Origin of the sequence: Sphaerisporangium sp. B11E5 (assembly GCF_039871875.1) — a bacterium.
Taxonomy (GTDB): Bacteria; Actinomycetota; Actinomycetes; order Streptosporangiales; family Streptosporangiaceae; genus Sphaerisporangium.
Genome location: NZ_JBDPMD010000008.1, coordinates 61,405 through 82,740, shown reverse-complemented (window position 1 = coordinate 82,740; position 21,336 = coordinate 61,405). Strand labels below are relative to the sequence as shown.

General features: G+C 67.6%; 20 protein-coding genes. 7 read left to right on the top strand and 13 right to left on the bottom strand.

Going from position 1 to position 21,336, the window contains the following annotated elements; all coding sequences use genetic code 11:
* Window positions 1–10: 10 nt before the first annotated feature.
* Window positions 11–835: an SGNH/GDSL hydrolase family protein gene (locus tag ABGB17_RS10740; protein WP_347628023.1), complete on the bottom strand. Its 825-nt coding sequence runs from the start codon at window positions 833–835 to the stop codon at window positions 11–13.
* 155 nt (window positions 836–990) lie between these two features.
* Between ABGB17_RS10740 and ABGB17_RS10735 the strand changes: the two genes are divergently transcribed.
* From ABGB17_RS10735 to ABGB17_RS10720, 4 genes are read left to right on the top strand one after another with little or no spacing between them, the layout of a single operon-like run.
* Window positions 991–1,890 carry a (2Fe-2S)-binding protein gene (locus ABGB17_RS10735; RefSeq protein ID WP_347628021.1) on the top strand — a complete coding sequence of 300 codons (900 nt, stop codon included), beginning with the start codon at window positions 991–993 and terminating at the stop codon, window positions 1,888–1,890.
* Entirely contained in the window at window positions 1,887–2,654 is a 768-nt protein-coding gene (locus tag ABGB17_RS10730; RefSeq protein ID WP_347628019.1) for a helical backbone metal receptor, read from the top strand. Before ABGB17_RS10735 ends, ABGB17_RS10730 begins: the two co-directional genes overlap by 4 nt.
* Before the next feature lie 48 nt (window positions 2,655–2,702).
* A complete protein-coding gene (locus ABGB17_RS10725) occupies window positions 2,703–3,416 on the top strand; it encodes an MgtC/SapB family protein (RefSeq protein WP_347628016.1) in 714 nt (237 codons plus the stop codon).
* A gap of 52 nt (window positions 3,417–3,468) precedes the next feature.
* Entirely contained in the window at window positions 3,469–3,981 is a 513-nt protein-coding gene (locus ABGB17_RS10720) for a DUF6789 family protein (protein WP_347628014.1), read from the top strand.
* 2 nt (window positions 3,982–3,983) lie between these two features.
* Here the strand turns inward: ABGB17_RS10720 and ABGB17_RS10715 are convergent, their stop codons facing one another.
* On the bottom strand, window positions 3,984–4,259 hold the full coding sequence (locus ABGB17_RS10715) for a hypothetical protein (RefSeq protein WP_347628012.1): 276 nt from the start codon (window positions 4,257–4,259) through the stop codon (window positions 3,984–3,986).
* Window positions 4,260–4,427: 168 nt separating this feature from the next.
* Between ABGB17_RS10715 and ABGB17_RS10710 the strand changes: the two genes are divergently transcribed.
* On the top strand, window positions 4,428–4,637 hold the full coding sequence (locus ABGB17_RS10710; RefSeq protein ID WP_347628010.1) for an EF-hand domain-containing protein: 210 nt from the start codon (window positions 4,428–4,430) through the stop codon (window positions 4,635–4,637).
* Window positions 4,638–4,716: 79 nt separating this feature from the next.
* Here the strand turns inward: ABGB17_RS10710 and ABGB17_RS10705 are convergent, their stop codons facing one another.
* The 6 genes from ABGB17_RS10705 to ABGB17_RS10680 form a co-directional block, all read right to left on the bottom strand.
* Window positions 4,717–5,997 (bottom strand): hypothetical protein, encoded by a 1,281-nt coding sequence (locus ABGB17_RS10705; RefSeq protein WP_347628008.1) that lies wholly within the window; start codon window positions 5,995–5,997, stop codon window positions 4,717–4,719.
* 150 nt (window positions 5,998–6,147) lie between these two features.
* Window positions 6,148–6,792: a helix-turn-helix domain-containing protein gene (locus ABGB17_RS10700; protein WP_347628006.1), complete on the bottom strand. Its 645-nt coding sequence runs from the start codon at window positions 6,790–6,792 to the stop codon at window positions 6,148–6,150.
* Window positions 6,793–6,842: 50 nt separating this feature from the next.
* A complete protein-coding gene (locus ABGB17_RS10695) occupies window positions 6,843–7,196 on the bottom strand; it encodes a hypothetical protein (RefSeq protein ID WP_347628004.1) in 354 nt (117 codons plus the stop codon).
* Complete coding sequence (locus ABGB17_RS10690) at window positions 7,193–7,597, bottom strand: hypothetical protein (protein ID WP_347628002.1); 405 nt, start codon at window positions 7,595–7,597, stop codon at window positions 7,193–7,195. The genes ABGB17_RS10695 and ABGB17_RS10690 overlap by 4 nt, the downstream gene beginning before the upstream one ends.
* A gap of 312 nt (window positions 7,598–7,909) precedes the next feature.
* A complete protein-coding gene (locus ABGB17_RS10685; protein ID WP_347628000.1) occupies window positions 7,910–9,070 on the bottom strand; it encodes a cysteine desulfurase family protein in 1,161 nt (386 codons plus the stop codon).
* 186 nt (window positions 9,071–9,256) lie between these two features.
* The gene (locus tag ABGB17_RS10680) at window positions 9,257–9,841 is read right to left on the bottom strand and encodes a hypothetical protein (RefSeq protein ID WP_347627998.1); all 585 of its coding nucleotides are present in this window, start codon (window positions 9,839–9,841) and stop codon (window positions 9,257–9,259) included.
* Between the two features lie 174 nt (window positions 9,842–10,015).
* Between ABGB17_RS10680 and ABGB17_RS10675 the strand changes: the two genes are divergently transcribed.
* Entirely contained in the window at window positions 10,016–11,095 is a 1,080-nt protein-coding gene (locus ABGB17_RS10675; protein ID WP_347627996.1) for a LysR family transcriptional regulator, read from the top strand.
* Window positions 11,096–11,116: 21 nt separating this feature from the next.
* Here ABGB17_RS10675 and ABGB17_RS10670 read toward each other — a convergent pair whose 3' ends face one another.
* The gene (locus ABGB17_RS10670) at window positions 11,117–11,440 is read right to left on the bottom strand and encodes a nucleoside triphosphate pyrophosphohydrolase (protein WP_347627994.1); all 324 of its coding nucleotides are present in this window, start codon (window positions 11,438–11,440) and stop codon (window positions 11,117–11,119) included.
* 421 nt (window positions 11,441–11,861) lie between these two features.
* On the opposite strand from ABGB17_RS10670, the gene ABGB17_RS10665 reads away from it, so the two are divergent.
* Entirely contained in the window at window positions 11,862–13,193 is a 1,332-nt protein-coding gene (locus ABGB17_RS10665; protein WP_347627992.1) for a helix-turn-helix transcriptional regulator, read from the top strand.
* Window positions 13,194–13,208: 15 nt separating this feature from the next.
* Here the strand turns inward: ABGB17_RS10665 and ABGB17_RS10660 are convergent, their stop codons facing one another.
* The 4 genes from ABGB17_RS10660 to ABGB17_RS10645 all read right to left on the bottom strand — a co-directional run bounded on the left by ABGB17_RS10660 (window position 13,209) and on the right by ABGB17_RS10645 (window position 21,322).
* On the bottom strand, window positions 13,209–14,771 hold the full coding sequence (locus ABGB17_RS10660) for a serine/threonine-protein kinase (protein WP_347627990.1): 1,563 nt from the start codon (window positions 14,769–14,771) through the stop codon (window positions 13,209–13,211).
* A gap of 112 nt (window positions 14,772–14,883) precedes the next feature.
* Entirely contained in the window at window positions 14,884–18,048 is a 3,165-nt protein-coding gene (locus tag ABGB17_RS10655) for a type I restriction endonuclease (protein WP_347627988.1), read from the bottom strand.
* Entirely contained in the window at window positions 18,048–19,358 is a 1,311-nt protein-coding gene (locus tag ABGB17_RS10650) for a restriction endonuclease subunit S (protein WP_347627986.1), read from the bottom strand. The genes ABGB17_RS10655 and ABGB17_RS10650 overlap by 1 nt, the downstream gene beginning before the upstream one ends.
* On the bottom strand, window positions 19,355–21,322 hold the full coding sequence (locus tag ABGB17_RS10645; RefSeq protein ID WP_347627984.1) for a class I SAM-dependent DNA methyltransferase: 1,968 nt from the start codon (window positions 21,320–21,322) through the stop codon (window positions 19,355–19,357). Before ABGB17_RS10645 ends, ABGB17_RS10650 begins: the two co-directional genes overlap by 4 nt.
* Window positions 21,323–21,336: the final 14 nt, after the last annotated feature.

The window sequence follows — 21,336 nt, the reverse complement described above, 5'->3', positions numbered from 1 at the left end:
GCCGTCTCTCTCACCAGCCGAAGCCGGTGGGGTAGGTCACCTCGGCCAGCAGGCGCTGACCGGTGGTGTTCGGGTGGAAGTAGTCCCAGGTGCTCAGGTGGGACAACGCGAACGGGTAGTTGAAGACGGCGCCGCCGTCGTACCGGCAGTTGGCCTGCTCGGCGCACACCCGCGACATCACCGCGTTGTAGTCGGCGACGCGCTGCCGCACCCGGTCGCGCCGCTGGACGTCGGCGGTGTCGGTGGAGCGGGGGCGGGCCAGCATGGACTGGCAGATGCTGAGCAGGGACCACGCGGTGCGGGCGGAGGAGCTGTCCTTGCCCACCTCCCACAAGCGTTTGACGTCGGGGATGCTGGCCACGAAGATCGCCGCGTTCGGCAGGCCGCCGGTGAGGGTGCTCATCGCGGCGCGGAACCGGGACTCGAAGTCGGCGACCGAGGTCATGCCGCTTTCGGAGGAGGCGCAGGCGTCGTTCGCGCCGATCAGGATGGTGACGTAGTCGACGCCCTCGGAGACGGCCTCCTGCGCCTGCCCCACCATGTCGGACACGGTGGCGCCGGACTCGGCGTCGTTGTGCGTGCTGAGTGACGGGTTGACGTTCCTGATCCGGGCCGCGTGACTGATCACGCTGGAGGAGGAGCCGGTGGACCAGGACCTGGACGTGCAGTCCAGGTAGAAGCCGCAGGCGTTGAAGCCGCGGGTGATGGAGTCGCCCATGGACGCCATCGAGTCGGGGACGGGTGGAGCCTGGGCGAACGCCGTGGCGGGGGCGAACGCGACGGACAGGGAGGAGATGACTGCTGCGAGGAGGACGAGGGTGCGGCGGATCTGCAAGCGAGCCTCCAGGGATGTTCCCCCGATCGCCGGTACTGCGCATAATGTCAGCCCGCTTGACTGATTTGACAAGCTAACATTACGGGTTACTTACCTGTGAGTAACATGCGGCCCCGGGGCGTCAGCGCACAAGGCACCCCGGGCATCATGGAGACGTGACCGCGCCCGCCGACCCCCCGCCCGCTGAGCCCGGCCGCGGCGACGCGGCTCCCCCGGCGACCGGCCCCGGCGACGCGTCTCCCGTGGCGACCGGCCCAGGCGACGCGTCTCCCGTGGCGACCGGCCCCGGCGGCACCCGTCCCACCGGGCCAGAAGAGGTCGTCACGGCCCTGACCGAGGTGTCGGCGTTCGGGCCGTACTTCGCCGTCGCCACCGGCCCGCGGGAAGAGCCCGGCTGGCGGCCCCTCGCCGGCCTGGCCGCCGACGAGGCGGGGCTGCGGGAGTGGATCGCCGGGCACGGGCGGCGGCTCGGCACGGGCGAGAGCCGGGTGGCGGCGTCGATCCTGTACCAGGGGCTCGCCGCCCGCCTGTGGTCCCCCGTCGTTGGCGTGGCCGCCGCGTACGGCCTGGTCCCGGCCGCGGCGGGCAGCGAGCTGCGCTGGCGCCCGGCGGCCACGGGGCCGCTCCCCCTCTGGTCGCCGCCGTCGGCGCGGTGGCCGGCGGTCCCGGACGCACGGGAGCGGGCGGCGGCGGTGTACCGGGCGGTGATGACCGAGGTGCTCACGCCGCTGGCGGAGGCCGTCGGGCGGCTCACCGGCGTCGCGCCCGCCCTGCTGCGGGGGAACGCGTCCGCCGCGCTCGCGGCCGTGCTCAAGACCGTGCCCGCCCCGCTCGCCGGCCGCGCCGGCGCGCTGGTGGGCGACGTGCTCCCCCTCGGGGAGCTGGACGGCACCGGGGGGCTGGCCGAGCCGGCGCCAGGCGCGTACTTCTTCGTCCGGCGGAGCTGCTGCCTCTACTACCGCGTCCCCGGCGGCGGCTTGTGCGAGGACTGCGCGCTGCTGCCCCGCGAACAACGCGAGCTCATCTGGGCCCGCGCCACCGGGACGGCACGATGACGGCCGTGCGGGACGACCTCGGGCTGCCCGTGGCGCTGCCCCGCGAGGTGCGGCGGGTGGTGTCCCTGGTGCCGTCGCTGACCGAGTCCGTGGCCGCCACCGCCCCCGAGCTGCTGGCCGGCGCCACCGACTGGTGCTCCCACCCCGCCGATCTGGACGTGCCCCGGGTACGCGGCACCAAGAACCCCGACCTGGCCGCCATCACGGCCCTGCGCCCCGACCTCGTGCTGGCCAACGAGGAGGAGAACCGCGTCCCCGACCTCGACGCGCTGCGCGCCGCGGGTGTCCCCGTCTGGGTCACGGTCGTCCGCACCCTCGACGGCGCCCTCACCTCCCTGCGCCGCATGATCGGCGTCGCCCTGTCCCGCCCCGAGCCCGCCTGGCTGACGTCCGCCGCCCGCGCCTGGGCCGCCCCGGCCGTCCCCGTGGAACGCCGCGCGGTCGTCCCGGTGTGGCGCAAGCCGTGGATGGTGGCCGGTCGCGACACCTTCGCCGGCGACCTGCTCCTGCGCCTCGGCGTCCGCAACATCTACGCCGGCCACCCCGAGCGCTATCCCAAGATCCCCCTGCCTGAGTTGCTGGCGTCCGGCCCCGACCTGGTCGTCCTCCCCGACGAGCCGTACCGCTTCACCCCCGAGGACGGCCCCGGTTTCTTCCCCGGCGTCCCCGCCGCCCTGGTCAGCGGCCGTCACCTCACGTGGTACGGCCCCTCGCTGGCCGAGGCGCCCGCCGTGCTGTCCGGGGCGCTGACCCGCGCACGCTGATCGGCGGCGGTCCGTCACCTCACGTCACCCGAGGTCTACGCTGAGGTGATGGAAGCCGCGTTTCTGCTGGTGAACGGGCGTGACTGGGCCCAGTTGGGCTATCTCGGCCTCGCGTTCCTGCTGTCGGCGGCCATCGGGCTCGAGCGGGAGATCCGGCAGAAGGCCGCCGGGTTGCGCACGCACACGCTGGTGGGGTTCGCGTCGGCGCTGATCATGATCGTGTCGAAGTACGGGTTCTACGACGTGCTCGGCCCGCACGTCACGCTGGATCCCTCGCGGGTGGCCGCGCAGATCGTGTCGGGCATCGGCTTCCTCGGCGCCGGGCTGATCTTCGTGCGGCGGGACGCGGTGAAGGGGCTCACCACGGCGGCGGCGGTGTGGCTGACGGCCGCGGTCGGCATGGCGGCGGGCGCGGGGTTGTGGCTGCCCGCCGTCGCGGTGACCGTGGGGTACCTCGCGGCGATGTCGCTGCTCACACAGCTCGCGGACCATCTGCCGCACTCCAAGTACGCGCCGACGCGGCTGCGGCTGAACTATCTGGACCGGCGGGACGCGCTGCGGCGGGTGCTGGAGGAGTGCACGGCGCGGGGCTTCACGGTGACCGAGTTGTCGGTCGAGCACCCGGCCGCCGCGCGCCGCGCGCTCGTCGTCTCGGTGCGGATGACCGTGCAGGGGGGCGGGGAGGTGACCACTCTGGTGACCGCGTTGTCGGAGATCGACGGGGTGCTCAACGTGGTGGCCGAGAAGGACCACCTGGCGTGACCGTGGTGCTCCGGCCGGTTTCTCGTGGGGGACGCCGGGGCAGTATGCGGCAATGATTCGCGATGTCATACGAGGAGTCGCCAGCGGTGCCGTCGCCACCGTCGCCATGAGCGCCGCGATGGTGGCGGGCGAACGGGCGGGGCTGATGAAGGGCGGGCACCCGCCGAAGCGCCTCGCCCGTGCCTTCCTGCCGGGCCACAAACGGCGGCCCAAGCCGGGTGAGGGCGTGCTCGGCGCCGTCGCGCACATCGGCTTCGGGGCGGCGGCGGGGGGACTGTTCGCCGCTGTCGCCGATCCCCGGCGGGCCCGGGTGCCGGTGGGTGTCCTGTACGGCCTGGCGATCTGGGCGGTCAGCTACCAGGGCTGGGTGCCGAGGCTCGGCGTCGTGCCGCCGATCCACCGCGACCACCCGGAACGGCAGGCCGTCATGGCCGCCGCCCATGTGATCTACGGCGCCGCGCTGGCCGCGGCCCTGAGCCGCCTGCGCGCCGGCGCCCTGCCCAAGGTCCCGGAGCCGGCGCGGGAGCCGTCGATCCCGGTGGGCGAGACCCTCACCGCCCACTGAGTTCAGCCGTCGGCCGCGAGGCGCCGCAGCAGGTTCTCGCGGCGGGCCTCCAAGTTCTCCACGAGCGCTTCCTGCTCCTCGGCCATGGTGATCATCTGAGCCTGCTCGGCGGTGTCGGTGGGCGCGTCCGAGCGGTCGCCGATGCGTTCGCGCACCTCCTTCGCCGACTGGCGGAGCCGCACCAGGTCCTCCTCGACCTCCTGCAGCTTCTCGCGCAGCTCACCCTCGCTCCAGGTGCCGCCGGCGTTCGTCTCCGTCTCCCCGGTCTGCCCGGCCATCGGTCTCCCCCTCTGCGATCGATCCCCTTACCGCGCCCATACCCTCACGCCGGGGACTAACCCCGCGCCTCCCGGTCAGTGCTGACCAAGAACAGCGTCCAGCAAAAGCCGATATGTAGAGACAAAGACCGCTATCGTGCTGGGCGAACGATCACGCGAGGAGTGGCAATGAGCGAGTACGCGGTGACCTTCGATCTGGTCGACGCCGACAAGGACGGGCTCATCTCCGCCGAGGAACTGGTGCGCCTCATGGAGGTGCTCGGCCAGCCCGTCACCGTCGAGACCGCCGAGGCCGCGGTCCAGCAGCTCGACATGGACGGCGACGGCCTGATCTCGCTCGACGAGTTCTCCAGCTACCTGAGCGCCACCGGCAACTGAGCCGCCGGGGCCTCCCGAATACCGCTGAACACGAGAAACCCGCCCGGCGACGCCGCCGGGCGGGTTTCGTGCGTCTCGCTCAGCCGGTGACGTAGATCTGGCTGAAGACCTCGGCCAGCTTCGCCACGTCCTGGGTGACGCCCACCTCGGGCGAGGCCGGGTCGAAGATGGTGGAGAGCCGGCGCTGCAGCGGCTCCAGCTTGTCGAGCTGGTCCCACGCCGGGGTCGCGGCCAGTTGCGCGCCGAGCACGCTGTACTTGCTTCCCTTGCCGTCCTGCCAGCGGGTCCACAGGTTGACCGTGGCGGCGCCGTCCTTCAGCGGCGAGGCCACCCGGTCCTGCGCCACCGCGGCGGCCTGGTCGGCGCTCAGCGGCGCGTCGGCCTTGCCGGCGAGGCTCGCGTCCTCGGCGCCGATCTGCGCCAGGGTGTCCCAGGCCAGGGCCTTGACCTTGGTCCACTGGTTGCGCTGCGCCTCGGCCAGGCCGATCTTCCAGTCGGAGTACGCCCCGCCGAGCAGGCCGCTGTCCAGCACGAGCTGGTCCACCGACCCGGAGGTCAGCAGGGGCTCGATGTTCTCGGCGGTGAGCAGCGGGTACCGCTTCTTCATCTCCGCCGAGCACAGCTCGTTGTCGCCGCACCCGAACTCCGGCACCACGGTGTGCACGCCGAGCTTCTTGCCCGGCGCCGTCTGGTGCAGCGCCGCGGCCGCCGCGCCGACGAACGCCCGCATCTCCTCGGGCGTCTTCACCGCGCCGTTGTAGCCGAGCTGCGAGGTGAAGCGGACACCCACCACACCGGGCTGCGCGGCCAGCGCCCCGACCTGCTTGGCGGCCGCGGCGAGCGCCGCGGCCCCCGCGGCGTAGTCGTCCACCAGCTCGGTGTCGACCCACACCCGCATCCCCTTGGCCGCCGCGGCCGCGATCGCCTGCCCCGCGGCCGTCCGTGCCGCCGCCGCGATCTCCTCGGGCGACACCGAGCACGTCTCACCGGCGGTCTGGCACGTGGGCGGCGTGCCGTCGTCCTCGTACCCCTCAGGCGCCGGATCCCCCTCGTCGTGCGCCTCGCCGTCGCCTTCGCCGTCCGCGTTACAGGCCTCGACCGTGCAGTCGATCCACCCCACCGGGTACTCGGTGGCCTCCTTGAACTTAGCCCCGTCGTCCCTGGCCCAGAAGCGCACGATGTCCAGCGCGTCCTTCGGCGTCGGCGCCATCCAGAAGCACTGGGGATCGGTCTCCTTGGCCCCGTTGGTGACGTTCTTGCAGTCGCCCTCACCGTCGTCGGAGAACGCCGTAGCGGCCGGCACCCCCACCGCGAGCACGGTAAGGGCGGCACCCAGGGCGAAGGCTCTCCTGATTCGCATCAAGCGTCTCCTTGCGCGGCAGTGTCGCGTTTTAGCGGTGATCGTCCACAATCGAGCGTAACGACTGTATCGGCCGTCTCTTTACTCGGCCAGTGACTCACAGGGATTCCTTACTTCCCGGCCGCGGTCCGTTCACCCACGGCGTCGCTCTCAAGTGAGCGCCGCACCGAGTTCGGCCGCCACGGCCTCGACGCGCGGCCCGATGGCGGCGGCGTCGAGCGCGCCGAACGTCACGATCCCCACCGACGCCTCCAGCCAAGGCACCCCGGGCAGCGGGGCGGCGACTCCCCGGGCCCCTTCCTGGAGCTGCCCCTCGGTGACGATGTAACCCGTGCCGCCCTTGCGTGACGCCAGGATCGCCAGCCCCGCGGCCCCACGCGACAGCGGATGCCGGGCACCCTCGCGGTAGGCCACATGCATGTCGGTCCACGTGGGTTCGACCACCGCGATGGCGAGCCCTTCGTCCCCCTCGGCCACGGTCAGGTGCGCCGTCGCCCCCGCGTCCTCGGCCAGCCGCCGCAACGCCGGCAACGCGGCCACCCGCAGCAACGGCTGGACCGCCCGCGCCAGCGCGAGCACCCCGAATCCGAGATGGACACGCCCCTCTGCGTCCCGGCGTGCGAAGCCCTCGTTCTGGAGCGTGGTCAGCAATCGATAGACGATCGGCCTGCTCAGCCCTAGCTCCTGCGCGAGCTCGGTGGGCGTGCGCGCCCGATGCCCGTCGGCGAGCAGCCGGAGCAGCCGCAACCCCCGCTCCAGGGTCTGCGCCGACTCCGGCCCTCCCTTGTGATCCACATCTTCGATTATCCGCCGCCCGAACGCCCCCATAGCCCCTCACGGGCGGCTCAGCAGGACGTCCCGTCCCACCGTGCCGCGATGTCACGTGCCGCCGAAACCGGATCGCCGGCTGGGCTGGTCCGCACGGGCAACCCGTCGGGCCGCTTGACGAGGTACCAGAGCCCACGCTGAGGCGACCCGACCACAGTGACGACGACGATCAGCCGGCCGTCACCGTACACGTCCATCTCCGGTGGCCCGAGGTTCGCGTGGCAGGGCCCGCCGCGCATGGAAAGATGGATCCGCTCGACGGCACGGCAGCGCAGCCCATGGGACTCCAGATGCTTACACAGCTCACCGAGCGCCCGGCGGTGCGCCTCGGCCCGCGCCTGCGCCATCCCGTCCATCGGCAGCCCTGTCACGGCCACCACCCCGGACGGCTGACGCAACCCGCCGCCCCCGGCCGCCGTGCCGTGTCCGGCCGGCGAGGGGCTGGCACGAGGCCTGTGAGCTCGGACTGCCGCATGAGGCCACGGAGTTCCTCCGGGGTGGCCGCCTCGACGATCGGCTCTGACACCTCGGCGGTGCGCGCGATGGCGTGGAAGCGCCGCGAGTACGGCCCGTAGGTGACCAGCCAGCCGGGCTCCAGGAGCCCGAGTTGCTCGGCCCTGGCTTTCTGTGCCGCATCCCAGACCCGCCGCCGGCCGTCCGGCCCCGGACGCTCAGGCGGGATCGTGGGCCGCCCGCGGCGGTGCCGTCCGGCGGGCGGGCGGCGCGTGAACGTGAGACGGCCGGGGCGGCGACGTACGTCCAGAACGGCCATCACCGGCACCGCCGTTCGCATCGTGGGCGCCGGCGGCGGGAGGACGGCCTGTCATATTCCGCGGCATCCACCCGAGGGGATCTGTGGTGGGACATCTGTCGTACTCCTGATCTGCGAAGGCAATCTCATGCGCTGACACTCAGTGATCGCGCCATCATCTACTGTTACAAACACGTTCGTACGCGGCCCCGCGGCGAGACAAGAGGTGATTCGCAGCAGCGATCATCTGTCTATTCGGCCGGCCGAAGAGAGAAACGGGGTGCCCGCATCTCGAAGAGAAGTGACCAATGACCGGCGATGCGCTCTTTGACGTCAGCCGCCGAGGATGGCGTGAACCGCCAGGGCCAGTTGCCTCGCGGCGGTTTCGATCTCTGCTGTGGTGGTCGGACGTCCGAGACTGATGCGCAGGGTTGATCGGGCGTCGGCCTTGTCGAGGCCGAGGGCAGTGAGGACATGGGATGGGTCCGGCTGTCCGGTGTCGCAGGCGGAACCGGTGGAGATGGCCAGCCCGGGAAGTCGTTCGATGATCTGACCGGCATCGGCACCGGGGATGGTGACGCTGAGGTTGCCGGGCAGTCGCCGGGTCAGCGACCCGTTGACCGCCATCTGCGGGATCGCGGCCCGGAGCCGCTCAAGCAGGTGGTTGCGAAGTGCGAGAATGCGGTGAGCGTCGTGGTCACGCTCTTCGGCGAGAATGCCGGCTGCCGTGCCGAGCCCGATGATGCCCGGGACGTTGAGCGTCCCGGCACGCAGGCCGTGTTCTTGACTTCCGCCGTGGAGTTGCGCGATGGGGCGCACGGAGCCGTGCCGGACGTAGAGCACTCCGACGCCTTTCGGCCCGTAGATCTTGTGGCTGGAGAAGGACGCCAGGTCGACACCGAGATGGTCGACGTCGAACCGGACCGACCCCAGGGACTGGGCAGCGTCGGTGTGCAGGAGTACCCCGTGGTCTCGGGTGATCTGCCCGATCTCAGCCAGGGCCTGGATGGTACCGATCTCGTTGTTGGCGTGCATGACCGACACCAGGATGGTCACCGGGGTGATCGCGGCGGCGATGTCGGCAGGGTTGACCAGTCCGTCTCGGTCGACGGGGATTTCGGTCACCTCCACGCCGTGATGGGCGAGGCGACGGCAGGTGGTCAGCACCGCCTTGTGCTCGATCGCGGTGGTGATGATGTGGCGGCGCCGACCAGTGAAAGCGTGAGCGATGCCGGTCAGGGCGAGGTGGTCGGATTCGGTGGCCCCGGAGGTGAACACGACCTCGGAGTCGAAGCGGGCACCGATCAGAGCACGGAACCGGCGGCGGGCGATGCGGACCGCGTCGGCGGCCTGGCGGCCGTATGCGTGCCGGGACGAGGGGTTGCCGAACGCGTCCGTGAGGTAGGGCAGCATCGCTTCCACCACGCGCGGGTCGGTCGGTGTGGTGGACTGATAGTCGAGGTAGATGACCTGCTCAGCGAGGGCGTTGGTCACGGCAGGCTCCCGGTGGCGTACTTGTGCCGGCCGTCGACGATGTCCCAGAAGACCCATCGGCCTCCGATGTCGGAGGTCGCGGACGCCAGGCCAGCACCCAGCCGGACGTCTCAGCGATGATCCGGCTTCCCGTACCGTCCGGGGTGAGGGCGGCGAACTCCTCGCAGAACGCGCACTCCATCGCGATCACGTTCCTGCCGTGCTCGTCGCGGTCACCGGAAGCTCGCGCTTGAACTCGCCGCCGAATTCGGCGGCGTAGCGGCTTCCCAGATGTCCCGTGCGGCCGTAGTCGGCGTGCGCGCTCGCCCCACTCGGGGTCCCATCCATAACCAGAATGATCGCCCGGGCCACCGGCATGGCGTGGTGCAGGCGGAGGGTGGCAGGCCCGAGGTTGAGCAGTTCGAGGGTGAGGTGGCCGTCCCAGCCTGGCATCACCCACGGGCTGCAGACGTGCGTGGCCAGGCCGACGCGAGCCAGGTGGGACAGCGTGCCGATCGCGGCGGCGAAGCCGGCCCCGAGCCGCAGCGGCTGCGCGACCGCGCAGAGCGCCATACGGCCCGGTGCCAGCTCGAAGTCGTTCCAGTCGTGTCGCGGCTGTTCGTAGAGGGTGTCGATATCGGCCTGATCGGCCAGATCGACGACCTGGCCGACATCGGCGAGCGGTTGCAGTGGTGAGCCGAGCCGCAGCAGCAAGGCGTCCCCCCTCAAGTCACCCTGCCAGGAGATCGCCCCTCGTCCGATGTGAACCGTGATCTCGTCGGCTGTCAGCATCCCCACCTCCACGCGATAACTCCGATGCCTTGATGTTCCGCTGGACAGTAAGTAGCGTCGAGATGTAAGTGCGAACATTTTTGGATTAGTTCTGCGGGATCTGCGGTTCAGTGCATCTCAAATGCACTGCCGGACATTTCGGCGAGCTCGCGTAAATGGACAGGCGGGATGGCGATGAGCGACGTCAGCGCGACCACAGCGGTGCGGATCCCAAGCTCAGGCACGTTGAACGGGCTGCTGACATGCCCGCAGATGCTGCTGGAGGTCACTTTCGATCAACTGCGCACTTTGGTCGTGGTGCAGGAGGCCGGTTCGGCCCACGGGGCCGCGCGAGTCCTGGGTCGTGAGCAGTCGAGCGTGCAAAAGCAGATCGACACACTGAACCGGGCTTTCCAGCGGATGTGTGGCGAACTGCTGGTCGTCAAGCAGGGGCGCGGTCAGCCGTTCCTGTTCACGCCGTCGGGAATCGCGGTGGCCGAACAGGCGTGCGCACTCCTGTCGGACTGGCAGGCAGGAGTGAACGACGCGCGCCGCCGGATCGGCAAGACGGTGGCCATCGGCACCACCGAGTTCACGCTGCCTTTCGTCGGCAAGGTGTGGCAGCGGGTCGCCGACCAGTTCGCCGCCCGCGAGATCGAGCTCAACGTGTTGCACGTGCGCACCAAGGACTCCTTCGCCCGCCTGGACGCCAAGGAAGTCGACCTGCTGTGCGGTGGCTTCGCCTCCTTGGCCGGAGCCGACGACGCCGGTTCCGACGTGCCCGCCGACTATGAGTTCCTGCAATGGCGCCGCGAGGGCCTGGTGCTGCTCACCAACCTGCCTCAGCGCGAGCTGCCGATGCCGGCCGTCGGCGTGACCCGGCTGCCGGACGTCCCGCTTGTGGTGCCGTCCGGGGGCGTCATCGTGGACTTCCTGCGCCGCTGGTACGGCAACGACTTCCGCACCCGGCTCACCATCACCGCCACCATCGACGACATCTACTACGGCCTGGCGCTGCTGCGCTCCAAGATCGCATACGGATGCATGGTGGTCTCGGCCGGCATCGGACAGGCGGCCGTCGACGGACGGCTACCAGGCGGCCCTGACGTCCGTCTCGTGGACCTCGGCCCCGACTTCGACCCGATGCTGGAACTGGTGACGGGCACCTTCGCCCGCCGCGGCGAACGCGACGTCTTCGACGCCACCCATCCCCTCAACCTGCTGTGGCAGGCCTTCGCCGATGAGATCGCCTCCGGCGCGTCTTACGCCTTGTGAACCGGGTGGTCCGGCGCGGGGTCAGGCGGTGCGCGGGGGTCTGTTACCCGACCAGATGTACCGATCGACGAACCCGCCTCGCTCTTCGGCCTTGGCCGCGCGCAGCTTCTCCAACTCTTCTCGGTCGAGACCCGCAAGTTGAGCGAGCGCGTAGACGACCTCCAGGACATCGGCGAGCTCTTCGGGGTCCTGGTCGGACGTGAAGAACTCACCGACCTCCTCTCGCAGCTTGTCGCGCAGCCGGGCCGCGTACTCGCCACTGTCGGCGACGCGGATGATCGGCTCCATGCCCGTGGCGCGGATGATCTGCGGAATCTTGTCACGGACCAGCTTGTCCTGGCTCATCGAAGAACTCCCGACAGGGGCGGACACTCCGATCGGCAGCCGCCGGCCACCGATCCCGGCAGCCTAGACCCGCCTGACTCACCAGCACCATGGAACACGCGAGTTCGGTCTATTCCGGTGTGGTTCCGAGGCGACCGGCCGCCGGAGGGCGGGCCATCGCATCACTCACGAACACCCTCGCCAAGCGCACACGAACGCTCCGGACGGTCCCTTCCTGTTCGTACTCCTGATCGACTTCAGTGAGATCTCGGGAACTGACGTTCTGTAATCAGATCATCATTTACAGTTAGGAGCACGTTCGTACGCGGCCTCGGCACCGCACAAGAGCCGATTCACAGCGGCGATCGCCTGTCGGTTCCGGCTGTCCGGAGGGAGAAACGGCATGCCCGCGCCTCGGAAGATTAGCGACCGATATCAGTCGATGGCGCACTATTTCGGGGCGCTTCTTCGAGATCTACGTGATTCCTATGAAGTGCGGGTCGGCGAGCCGTTGACCATCGCACATCTGGCCGCCCGGGTGGGCTACTCGGCGTCGATGATCGGGCAGATCGAACGAGGTGAGAGCCTTCCCGAGTCGGGTGCGCGCGTGCAGGCGCTGGACGACGCGCTGGACGCGCGTGGGCAGTTGAAAACACTGTGGCCATTGGTGCAACGCCTCGGGCACCGTTCCCTCGACGAACTCAGTGCCATCGCGACAAACCGCATTACCACGGGCTACCGTGACAACGTAACCTGCGCCCTCGCTCAGGGAGATGAAATGGAACGCCGTCATTTGTTCCAATTGGCCGGCTGGGGATTGCTCGCCCAATCACCGATCTTCAGCACCGGTGAGCACATCCGCCAGATGCTCGAACGCGCTCTGGGCACCGCCGGGACTCGTACGGAGGACCAGTGGGAGGCCATCTGTGCTGACCACGTGCAGGCCCTCCGCACCCAGCCGCCCGCCACGGCCCGGGACGACCTGCTGGTCGACCTCACTCTGCTCCACCAGCAACTCTCGGCCGCCGCCCCGGACAAGGCCGCTCACCTACAGCGCATCATGGCCTGGATGTCCCAGATGCACGCCAATCTGCTCACCAGACTGGGCCAGTACGGTGAGGCCCGCCGTTGGTGGCTTACCTCTCGCCAGGCCGCCGACAGCTCCAAGGATGTCGCCATGCGCGTCTGGGTCCGGGGCACCGAGGCCGTGTTCGGGCTGTACTCCCCCCGCGCGATCGAGACGGTCCTCACCTTGGCCCGTGAAGCCCAATCCCTAGCGGCGGGCCACGTTTCCCCCGGTCTGTACCAGGCTGTCGGTGCAGAAGCCCAGGCGCTGGCACTGCTCGGCAGACAGTCGGAGGCCAAGGAAGCCGTCGGCCGCATGCACGACCTGGCGGGGCGCCTGTCATCCAGCACCACGCTCCCCTGGTCGAGCGGATCGGCCTGGTTCGTCACCTCCTGGGTGCACTCGTTCGGAGGCGCCACCGAAGCCGCACGCGAAGCCCGTGACAACACACTGACGCAGTCACCCTGCTTCCAGAACGCCGCCAACGTTCGCCTCCACGAGGCGATCAGCGTCGCCAGTAGCGGCGGCCACAACGAAGCCCTTCGCCTCGCCACAGAGGTGCTGTCCGACCTAGACCCCACCTACCGCACCCACATGATCAACCACACGGCCCGCCTGGTCCTCGACACCATCCCCCCCGCCGAACGCCCCACCCTTCCCGCTCTTGGTGACTACCGTGCGGCCGTCAATATGCCTCTCATCACATGAACCACTGAAGTGCGGTCAATCCTCGACTTGGTCGTCCAGGTAACGGAGCATCTCCCGCACATCCTCGGTTTCCGTGGGTTCCACGTTGAGGAGTTCCAGATCTGTCAGCAGCGTCGCGAACACTTGCCTTGCCTGCGACGTTTCTCCCATGTCGCCGAGCAGGGCGCCGATGCTGAAGCGGATGCCCCTCGCGACCTCGGAGGTGTCGCTCTCCTCGGTGCGGACGATGTCCAGCACTTCGTGGTACTGGCGGAGCGCGAGCATGGCGTCGCCGAGTTCGGCCCGGCAGTCGGCCGCGTGGCGGCGGCAGTGGATCACGTTGGTGCCAGAAGGACCCTCCACGCTCTCATAGGTGCTCGCAAGACTGTCGAACTCCAGCAAGGACCGGCGGTAGTCCCCTCCGATGAAGAGCGCGAGTGCCCGCCTCGTCCGCAGCCGCAGAACGTGAAGGTGTCCCGCGCCGAGTGTCGGCGACACATAATCGATCAGTTCCTGGAGCGCGTCCGCGGCCTGGATGCAGCGCTCCTCTTCCAGCAGCACCTCGACTCGCTGTTCCACACTCGCCATGGCGTCGCGCAGAGACGTCTCGACGAAGGAGCCGGAGCGGGACGGCGGCGTGGGGTTCGGGGCCTCGGCGGGAGTGTCGGGCGAGCGGGGCGCGTTGGGGCGGCGGTACATGCGGGTCGGGTCCGGGTACCTGTCCACCTCCGTGCCGTACGCCGGTGCGGGCGAGCCCGGGGGTGGCAGAAACGGCAGGAGGCTCTCGTAGACCGCGTACGCGTCGGCCGGCCGCTGCTCGGGCCTCTTGGCGAGCAGTTCGAGCACCAGTTTGGCCAGATCCTCCGGCACGTCGGGCCGCAGCTCCCGGACCGACCTCGGCCGGGCATGCCGGTGCAATTCCATGTAGTGGTCCTCGGACTGGCCCCGGAACACCGGCTCGGCGGCCAGCAGCTCATGGAGCAGGCAGCCGAGCGCGTACAGATCGCTCTGCGCCGTGACCTGGACGGCCCGGGTCTGCTCCGGGGACATGTACCGGTACGTGCCCATCGGAGTGCCGAAGCTGGTCAGCCGGGAAACGTCCGGTCGCAGGATCGCCGCGATACCGAAGTCGAGCACTTTGACTGTGCCGTCGCCGGTCACGAGGATGTTGTCGGGCTTCAGGTCACGGTGGACGACCGGGACCGCGTGAGCGTGGGACAGCACGGTGGCGATCTGCGCCGCCACGGATGCCGCCCATGACACCGGGAGAAGGACATCCTTATGGATGTAGGCACGCAAGCTGGTGCCGTGGATGTACTCCATGACCAAATAGAGGCGGTCCTGGGGCTCGTCGAGCACCGCGTCGTAGACCTGCGGGACTCCGTGGTGCCGGATCCTCGCGGTGATGCGGGCCTCACGGCGGAAACGCTCCGCGAGTTCCCGGACGTTCCGCCCCTCACTGATGAGGTCGGGGCGGATCACCTTGACGGCGACCTCCCGGTCCAGGACCGAGTCGAAACCGCGCCACACCGTGCCCATGGCGCCGCTCTCGATTTCCGCGGTCAATTCGTATCGACCGTCGATCAGTTCAGTCGGCACGGTTCACTCCGCTGGCATCGCCGGGCACGTTCCGTAACGAGTGTGGCTGTGACGACGGTGACCGTCCAGCCGAATCGGTGAAATCCCCGAAAGCGCTGGAAAACCTCTCGGATCAGGCGACGTCGCCGAGTCCCGCCTGCTCGCGGATCAGGCGCCACGCCGCCCGGCGCGCGGTCTTGGTGAGTTCGGTGCGGAACGTCGAGTCGTTGTTGTCGAAGAACTTGTCGCCCAAGGTGCGCAGCCTGTCGACATTGTCGGCGACCTTCTCCTCGAAGACCGGGTCGAAGGCTTGTGCGAAATTGTCCGGGTCAATGTTGGCGAGCGCCGACTGCTGCACTTTCGGCTCTGCCATCGCCGCTTCGACCGAGGGAAGCATGTCCTTTTCCGTGAGCTTCGCGCCGAACCTCTGGTTGAACTTCTCGATCAGCTCCGACAGCAGCGACTTCTCCTTGTCCTTGCCCCGGCCGGAGCCGTCGCCGAAGCCCCGGAGGTCGCCTGCCCCCTCCGGCTTGAGGACGAGGTCATAGATCCCTGTCTGCTCGGCGCGGACGTGGGTGAGGTCGATCTCACCGAGATCCACATCGGCCCTGGTGCCGTGCGGGAGCCGGGCCAGCAGGTAGCGGCCGTAGACGTAGAGCAGTTCCAGGTCGGTGTCCCGGTACGGGATCACCTGGGAGAGGAAACCGTATTTGTTGAGGAAGGAGTCCAGGTCACCGCGGAAGGTCTCCGCCTGAGCGCGCTCGTGCTCCTCGTCGCTGTCGAGCAGCTCCTTGAACCTTCCGACCGCCGGCGCCAGCAACCGGTAAAGCTCGGCGTGCAGCTTCTCGCGCGAGAGCCCCGCCTCGTCCGCCTCGAACAACGCCGAGGTGAACGCGAGCATCTCCTGCCGGTACAGCAGGTCGGCCGACATGACCTTGCTCTGCGCGGTGTAGAGCAGGTTCGGGTCGGACGGGAACGTCGTGGCCTCTTCGAAGTACGGCTGGAACGACGCCCTGATCTCCTCGGCCTCGTTCTCGAAGTCGATGATCGCGAGGTCCGTCTGTGACTTGTGAGGGCCGGTCCGGTTCAGCCGGGAGAGGGTCTGCACGGCCGCGATGCCCGCCAGCTTCTTGTTCACGTACATGGTCGTGAGCAGCGGCTCGTCGTATCCGGTCTGGTACTTCTCCGCGACGACGAGAATCCGGTATTCGGGGCTCCCCCGGCCACCGGCCTTCACCACCTTGTCGTCGGCCCTGGTGTGGGCGAACGCCTTCGGCAAGGCGTCCTCGCTGAGGCCGCCGTTCTCCTTGACCTCGGTGATGTCCTTCTCACCGTCGTGGGTGAGGCTGCCGGAGAACGCCACCAGCACACCGATGTCCGCCTCCCGGATCTCCAGCTCGTCCTTGATGGCACGTGCCATCAGCACCGCGCTCAACCGGGAGCCTGTGACCACCATGGCCTTGGCGCGTCCGCCCATGCGGCGGCGGGTATGTGCGAGGAAGTGCTCCACCACAACCGTTGCCTGCTGCGCGACGGTCGCGGGGTGGGTGTTGGCGTATCTGGCCAGCAGTGGGCTGGCCTGGGACTTCTCGACCTCGCGGTCGGTGGGGTCGTTGCTGACGAGTTTGTAGTACGTCTGGTAGGTGACGTAGCTGCGCAGCGGGTCGAGGATGAACCCTTCCTCGATCGCCTGCCGCATCGCGTACGTGTGGAACGGCTTGTACTTCTGCTTGCCGCCGACGGTGACCTCGGTGCCGAAGTTCTCCAGGGTCTTCGCCTTGGGGGTAGCGGTGAACGCGAAGTACGAGATGTTCGCCGCCCTGGCCCGGTCGGCCGCGCTGCGCTCCAGCTTCGCCTCCACGCTGTTCGCGTCGGCCTCGGTCGCGCCGGCGTCCTCGTCCTCGGCGTCCAGACCGAGGTCCCGCAGCGCGGACCGGACGGCCTTGGCGGCCTCACCCGACTGGGAGGAATGCGCCTCGTCCACGATGACGGCGAACGTCCGCCCCTTGATCTCGGTCGGGTTCTCCTTGAGGTACTCGATCAGCACCGGGAAGGTGGCCAGCGTGACCGTGACAATCTTTCCGGACTCACTGGACAGCGCCGCGGCGAGCTGCTTGGACTTCGCGCCTCTCTTCTCGTCGATCTTCACGACGAGCCCGGCGGTCTGCTCGAAGCTCCCCACCGTCTCCCGGAGCTGCGCGTCCAGATTCCGCCGGTCCGTGATGATGATCGTCTTGTCGAACACCGGCACCCCCGGCAGCAGCCCCCGCCGCACCGCGTCCGCATCCAGCTCCCGGACGTCGGTGGGAGTGTGCAGCGCACTCAGCCGGTGCGCCAGCCAGGCGATCGTGTTCGACTTCCCCGACCCCGCCGAGTGCATGACCAGGTAGTTCCGCCCCGCCCCGTGCCGCATCGCGTGCGCGGTCAGCTTCTTCACCGCGTCCCACTGGTGGAACCGCGGGAAGATGACCGAACTCCGTCCGCCTCTGGTGTCCTTACGCAGGTGAACGAAGCGCTCCAACATGTCCAGCCAGTTGTCGCGTTCCCACACCTGCTCCCATAAGTAGGACGTCGGATACTTCCCCGCCTCCACCGGCGCCGGGTTCCCCGCCCCACCGGACTCCCCCGGCCCCTCCGACCCGGTGTTGAACGGCAGGAACTCCGTGTTCCTCCCCCGCAACCTCGGCGCCACGAACACAAGATCCGGATCCACCGCGAAGTTCGCCACCACCCGCTGCGCGAAGATCAGCTCAGTAGGATCCCGCTCCTCCCGATACTGCTTCTTCGCCTCCTCCACCCCCTGCCCCGTCAACGGATTCTTCAGCTCCGCCGTAGCCACCGGAATCCCATTGACGAACAACACCAGATCCAGCCGATGCCCCTGATCAGCCTTCTTCGTCGCATACGCCACTTCGCGCACCACCGTCAGCCGATTAGCCCGGTAGTTACCCAACACCTCCTCGTACTCCACCAAATTAGGCTTGAAGTAAGCCAGCCGAATCCGCACCCCCCGATCCTTCACCCCATTCCGCAACACTTCCAGCACCCCGTCACTCGCGACCGCCTGCCCCACCCGCCCCACAAACCCCCGCTGCGCCGCACCCACATCATTCCCATAAAGCGCAACCAACTCATTCCACGCCTCAACCTGAGTAGCCCCGATAAAGGTGAACAACTCCTCCGTGACCAGCCCTACCTCGGCCCGGTACTCCGATGGCTGCCCGACCTCCCACCCCCGCTCCCGCATCCCGGCCAGAATCGCCTCCCGAAAGGCTTCTTCCTTGTAGTTCGCGACCATCACATCTCCACTCCACGTCCGCTCGCCGCGGACACATCAAACTGGCCGGTCACTGCCGCTGTGATCAGTGCCTGTCGCCGTTCCTGTAGCAGCCGAATTTGGGTATCTATGGCCAAAGTGATAGCCCTGCTGTGACTGATGGCAACATCCAACTCACTCACAAGCCGCTTTTGAACGTCCGACTCCGGAAAGGGGAAGCGGTGCGCCGCCAATTGATCCCCTGTCAAATGCGTCATCGTAGTGCTGTTGCCCTCAACCTCGAAGACCTTCAATTCGAGCGCTAGACGGAGGCAGTAGTAGAGCCAACGAACGACACTACGCCCTCGTGAGCGAGCACGGTGCAGAGCCTTCTGGTAATAGATCTCAGGCATACGGCCATCCCATGTTGCCGCCCGTCCAGGAAAGGAACCACCCTCGTTGATCAGTAGGTCTCCAGGAAGAACTTCGTACCGCTTCCTCTCGCTCGGCGGGAAATTCATCTCCACGAGATCATCAGTAGTTATGTGATCCCATTGAACGTTGACGACGCGAAGGTAAGGGCGCATATGTTCACCCACGACGCGTTCCTGATTTAGCATTTTCCCAAGCCGAACCTCGAACTCTTGAGACACCCGCAGCACGGGCCAACTGGCCGGGATATCGCCAAGCCAGTCGAGGCCGCTGTGCTTCCTGTTCCCGTCGACACCTGCGCCACGCAAGGTATTAAAAATTTCCCCGAAGGACCGCTCTTCAATCAGCGTGGTCTGCCGACGCCTCAGCTCCACGAGCCGATCGATACGGGAGGTCACGACATCGAGATACTTTGCAATCCGTCGCTGCTCATTCATAGGCGGCCTAGGAACGGGAAGCCTGTTGATATCCCACTGGAAGAGATGAGGGACGCCCATCCCGCCCCTTAGCATATCGATTGCCGCCTGCGTCACGTCGCTAGCGAGAACGTACCTGAGAAAGGCCGAGTCAACTCCGAAAGGACGCAATACAGCAATCGACCCGTTGACAGTCGCTGGACGCGGGAGAGATTTGACAATGTTAACAATTCCCAGAGTGTTGCCATCTTTTGCCAGGAGTACATCGCCTGCTTGCAGTTTCAGCTCAGGCGATTCCTCATATCGCCCTTCCGTAATGTAGTTCACATTACGGAAGTCGATTTCACTACTCTTGATGTTTGGCGTAGCTAGAAAGACGTAGCCATCTTCCTGATACTCGTCGGAGGTGAGCGCCTTCCAGCCGATCCGGGCATTGACGGTGGCGACCTTGTCAATACGGGTGCGAACCCAGCCATCCGGCAGGGCCGGGAGGACAAGGGTCAACTGGTCACCTCACTGAAGAGAGCCCGAATCTCGTCCTCGACATCCTTCAATTCTGCATCGATTTCAGCCAATGAGCGTGGGGGTGTGTAGATGTAGAAGTGGCGAGTGACTGGGATCTCATAACCTATTTTCGTCTTGTCCTGATCGATCCAGGCATCGGGGACATACGGTAGGACTTCCCGCTTTAGATAGCCCTCGATGTCCTCGTCTAGCGGAACGTTTTCGTAATCACGCAACTCTGTATCGGGTTCGACCTCGTCTTTCTTGTACTGGACCTCACCCTGTGGATCACGTACCCCCACAATGTCCCGGAGCGTGGCCAGGAATGGTGCCTTCGATGGCCAGAGCATGCCAGCCACCACCACTGCCTCGTGGAAGGCGTCGAACGCCTCGCGCTTGGTTGCCCAGGTGGTGCCAAGGAGGGGCTGGAGGGCGTCCGCCAGCTTTGACGCGTCGATGTGGGCCTCGATCTTGGAAGACTTGCGGATCTCGTCGAGGGTCTCCTCGGTGATCTCGAAGCGGAGCTTCAACGGACGTTCGACGGTGATGCGGCGGTAGCCGAAGTCCTCGTTGCGGAAGACCTTGACCTTGCTGTGCAGGGGGTGATCGGGGTTGGCGGCCACATCAAGGGCCTCGCCGTAGAGGCTGGTGATCTCCTTGATGTGTTTCTCGCCGATCTTCTTGCGCTTGTCGCCGAGGGACTTGCGCATCTTCTCCCAGTAGTCGCGGGCGTCCAGAAGGATCACCTTGCCGCGGTGGTCGGGGGACTTGCGGTTGGTCAGGATCCAGAAGTACGTGGAGATGCCGGTGTTGTAGAAGAGCTGGTCGGGGAGGGCGACGATGGCTTCGAGCCAGTCGTTCTCCAGGATCCAGCGGCGGATCTCCGACTCGCCTGAACCGGCGCCACCGGTGAACAGGGGGGAGCCGTTGAAGACGATGGCGATGCGGCTGCCGCCCAGTGCGACGGGCTTCATCTTCGAGATCATGTGCTGGAGGAACAGGAACGAGCCGTCGTTGATCCGCGGCAGGCCGGCCTGGAACTTCCCGCCGGGATCGCTCTTGTACTCGCGTTCGATCTTGTCCTTGATCTTCTTCCACTCGACGCCGAACGGCGGGTTGGCCAGCATGTAGTTGAACTTCTCGCGCGGGTGGCCGTCGTCGGTGAAGGAGTTGCCGAAGGCGATGTTGTCCGGGGTCTGGTCTTTGATCATCAGGTCGGAACGGCAGATGGCCCAGGACTCGGGGTTGAGCTCCTGTCCGTAGAGTCCGACGGTCGCGCCGGGGTTGAAGGACAGAATGTGCTCGGCGGCGGCGCTGAGCATGCCGCCGGTGCCGCAGGCCGGGTCGTACACGCTGCGGCCGACACCGCTGTCCCGCAGCAGATCCTCGTCGGGGGCGATGAGGAGGTTCACCATCAGCTCGATGACCTCGCGCGGGGTGAAGTGCTCACCGGCCGTCTCGTTGGAGGCCTCGGCGAACCGCCTGATCAGGTCCTCGAAGACGTAGCCCATCGCCTGGTTGGGCACCACCTCGGGGCGCAGGTCGAGATCGGCGAACTTGGACGTCACCTGGTAGACGAGGTCCGCCTCGGCGAGCCGCCGCACCTGCTGCGCGAAGTCGTACTTCTCCAGCACCTGGCGCGCGTTCTCAGAGAAGGCCGCCACGTACTTGAGCAGGTTGGCGGCGGTGTGCTTCGGATCCGCGGCGATCTTCTTGAGCGTGTACCGGCTGGTGTTGTAGAAACGGTGCCCGGCGACCCTGCGCAGGAAGAAGTCCCGGTCGTCACCGCTCTCGAACAGGTCGGCGACCTGGTCGCGGGTCGGCTCCAGCACGCACTCAAGACGGCGCAGGACGGTGAACGGCAGGATGACCTCGCCGTACTCGTGCCGTTTGAAGTCTCCGCGCAGCAGGTCGGCGACGGCCCACGCGTGGTTGGAGAGCTGGGAGTGCTTGCCGAGATCCAAGGGGATGGTCCTTC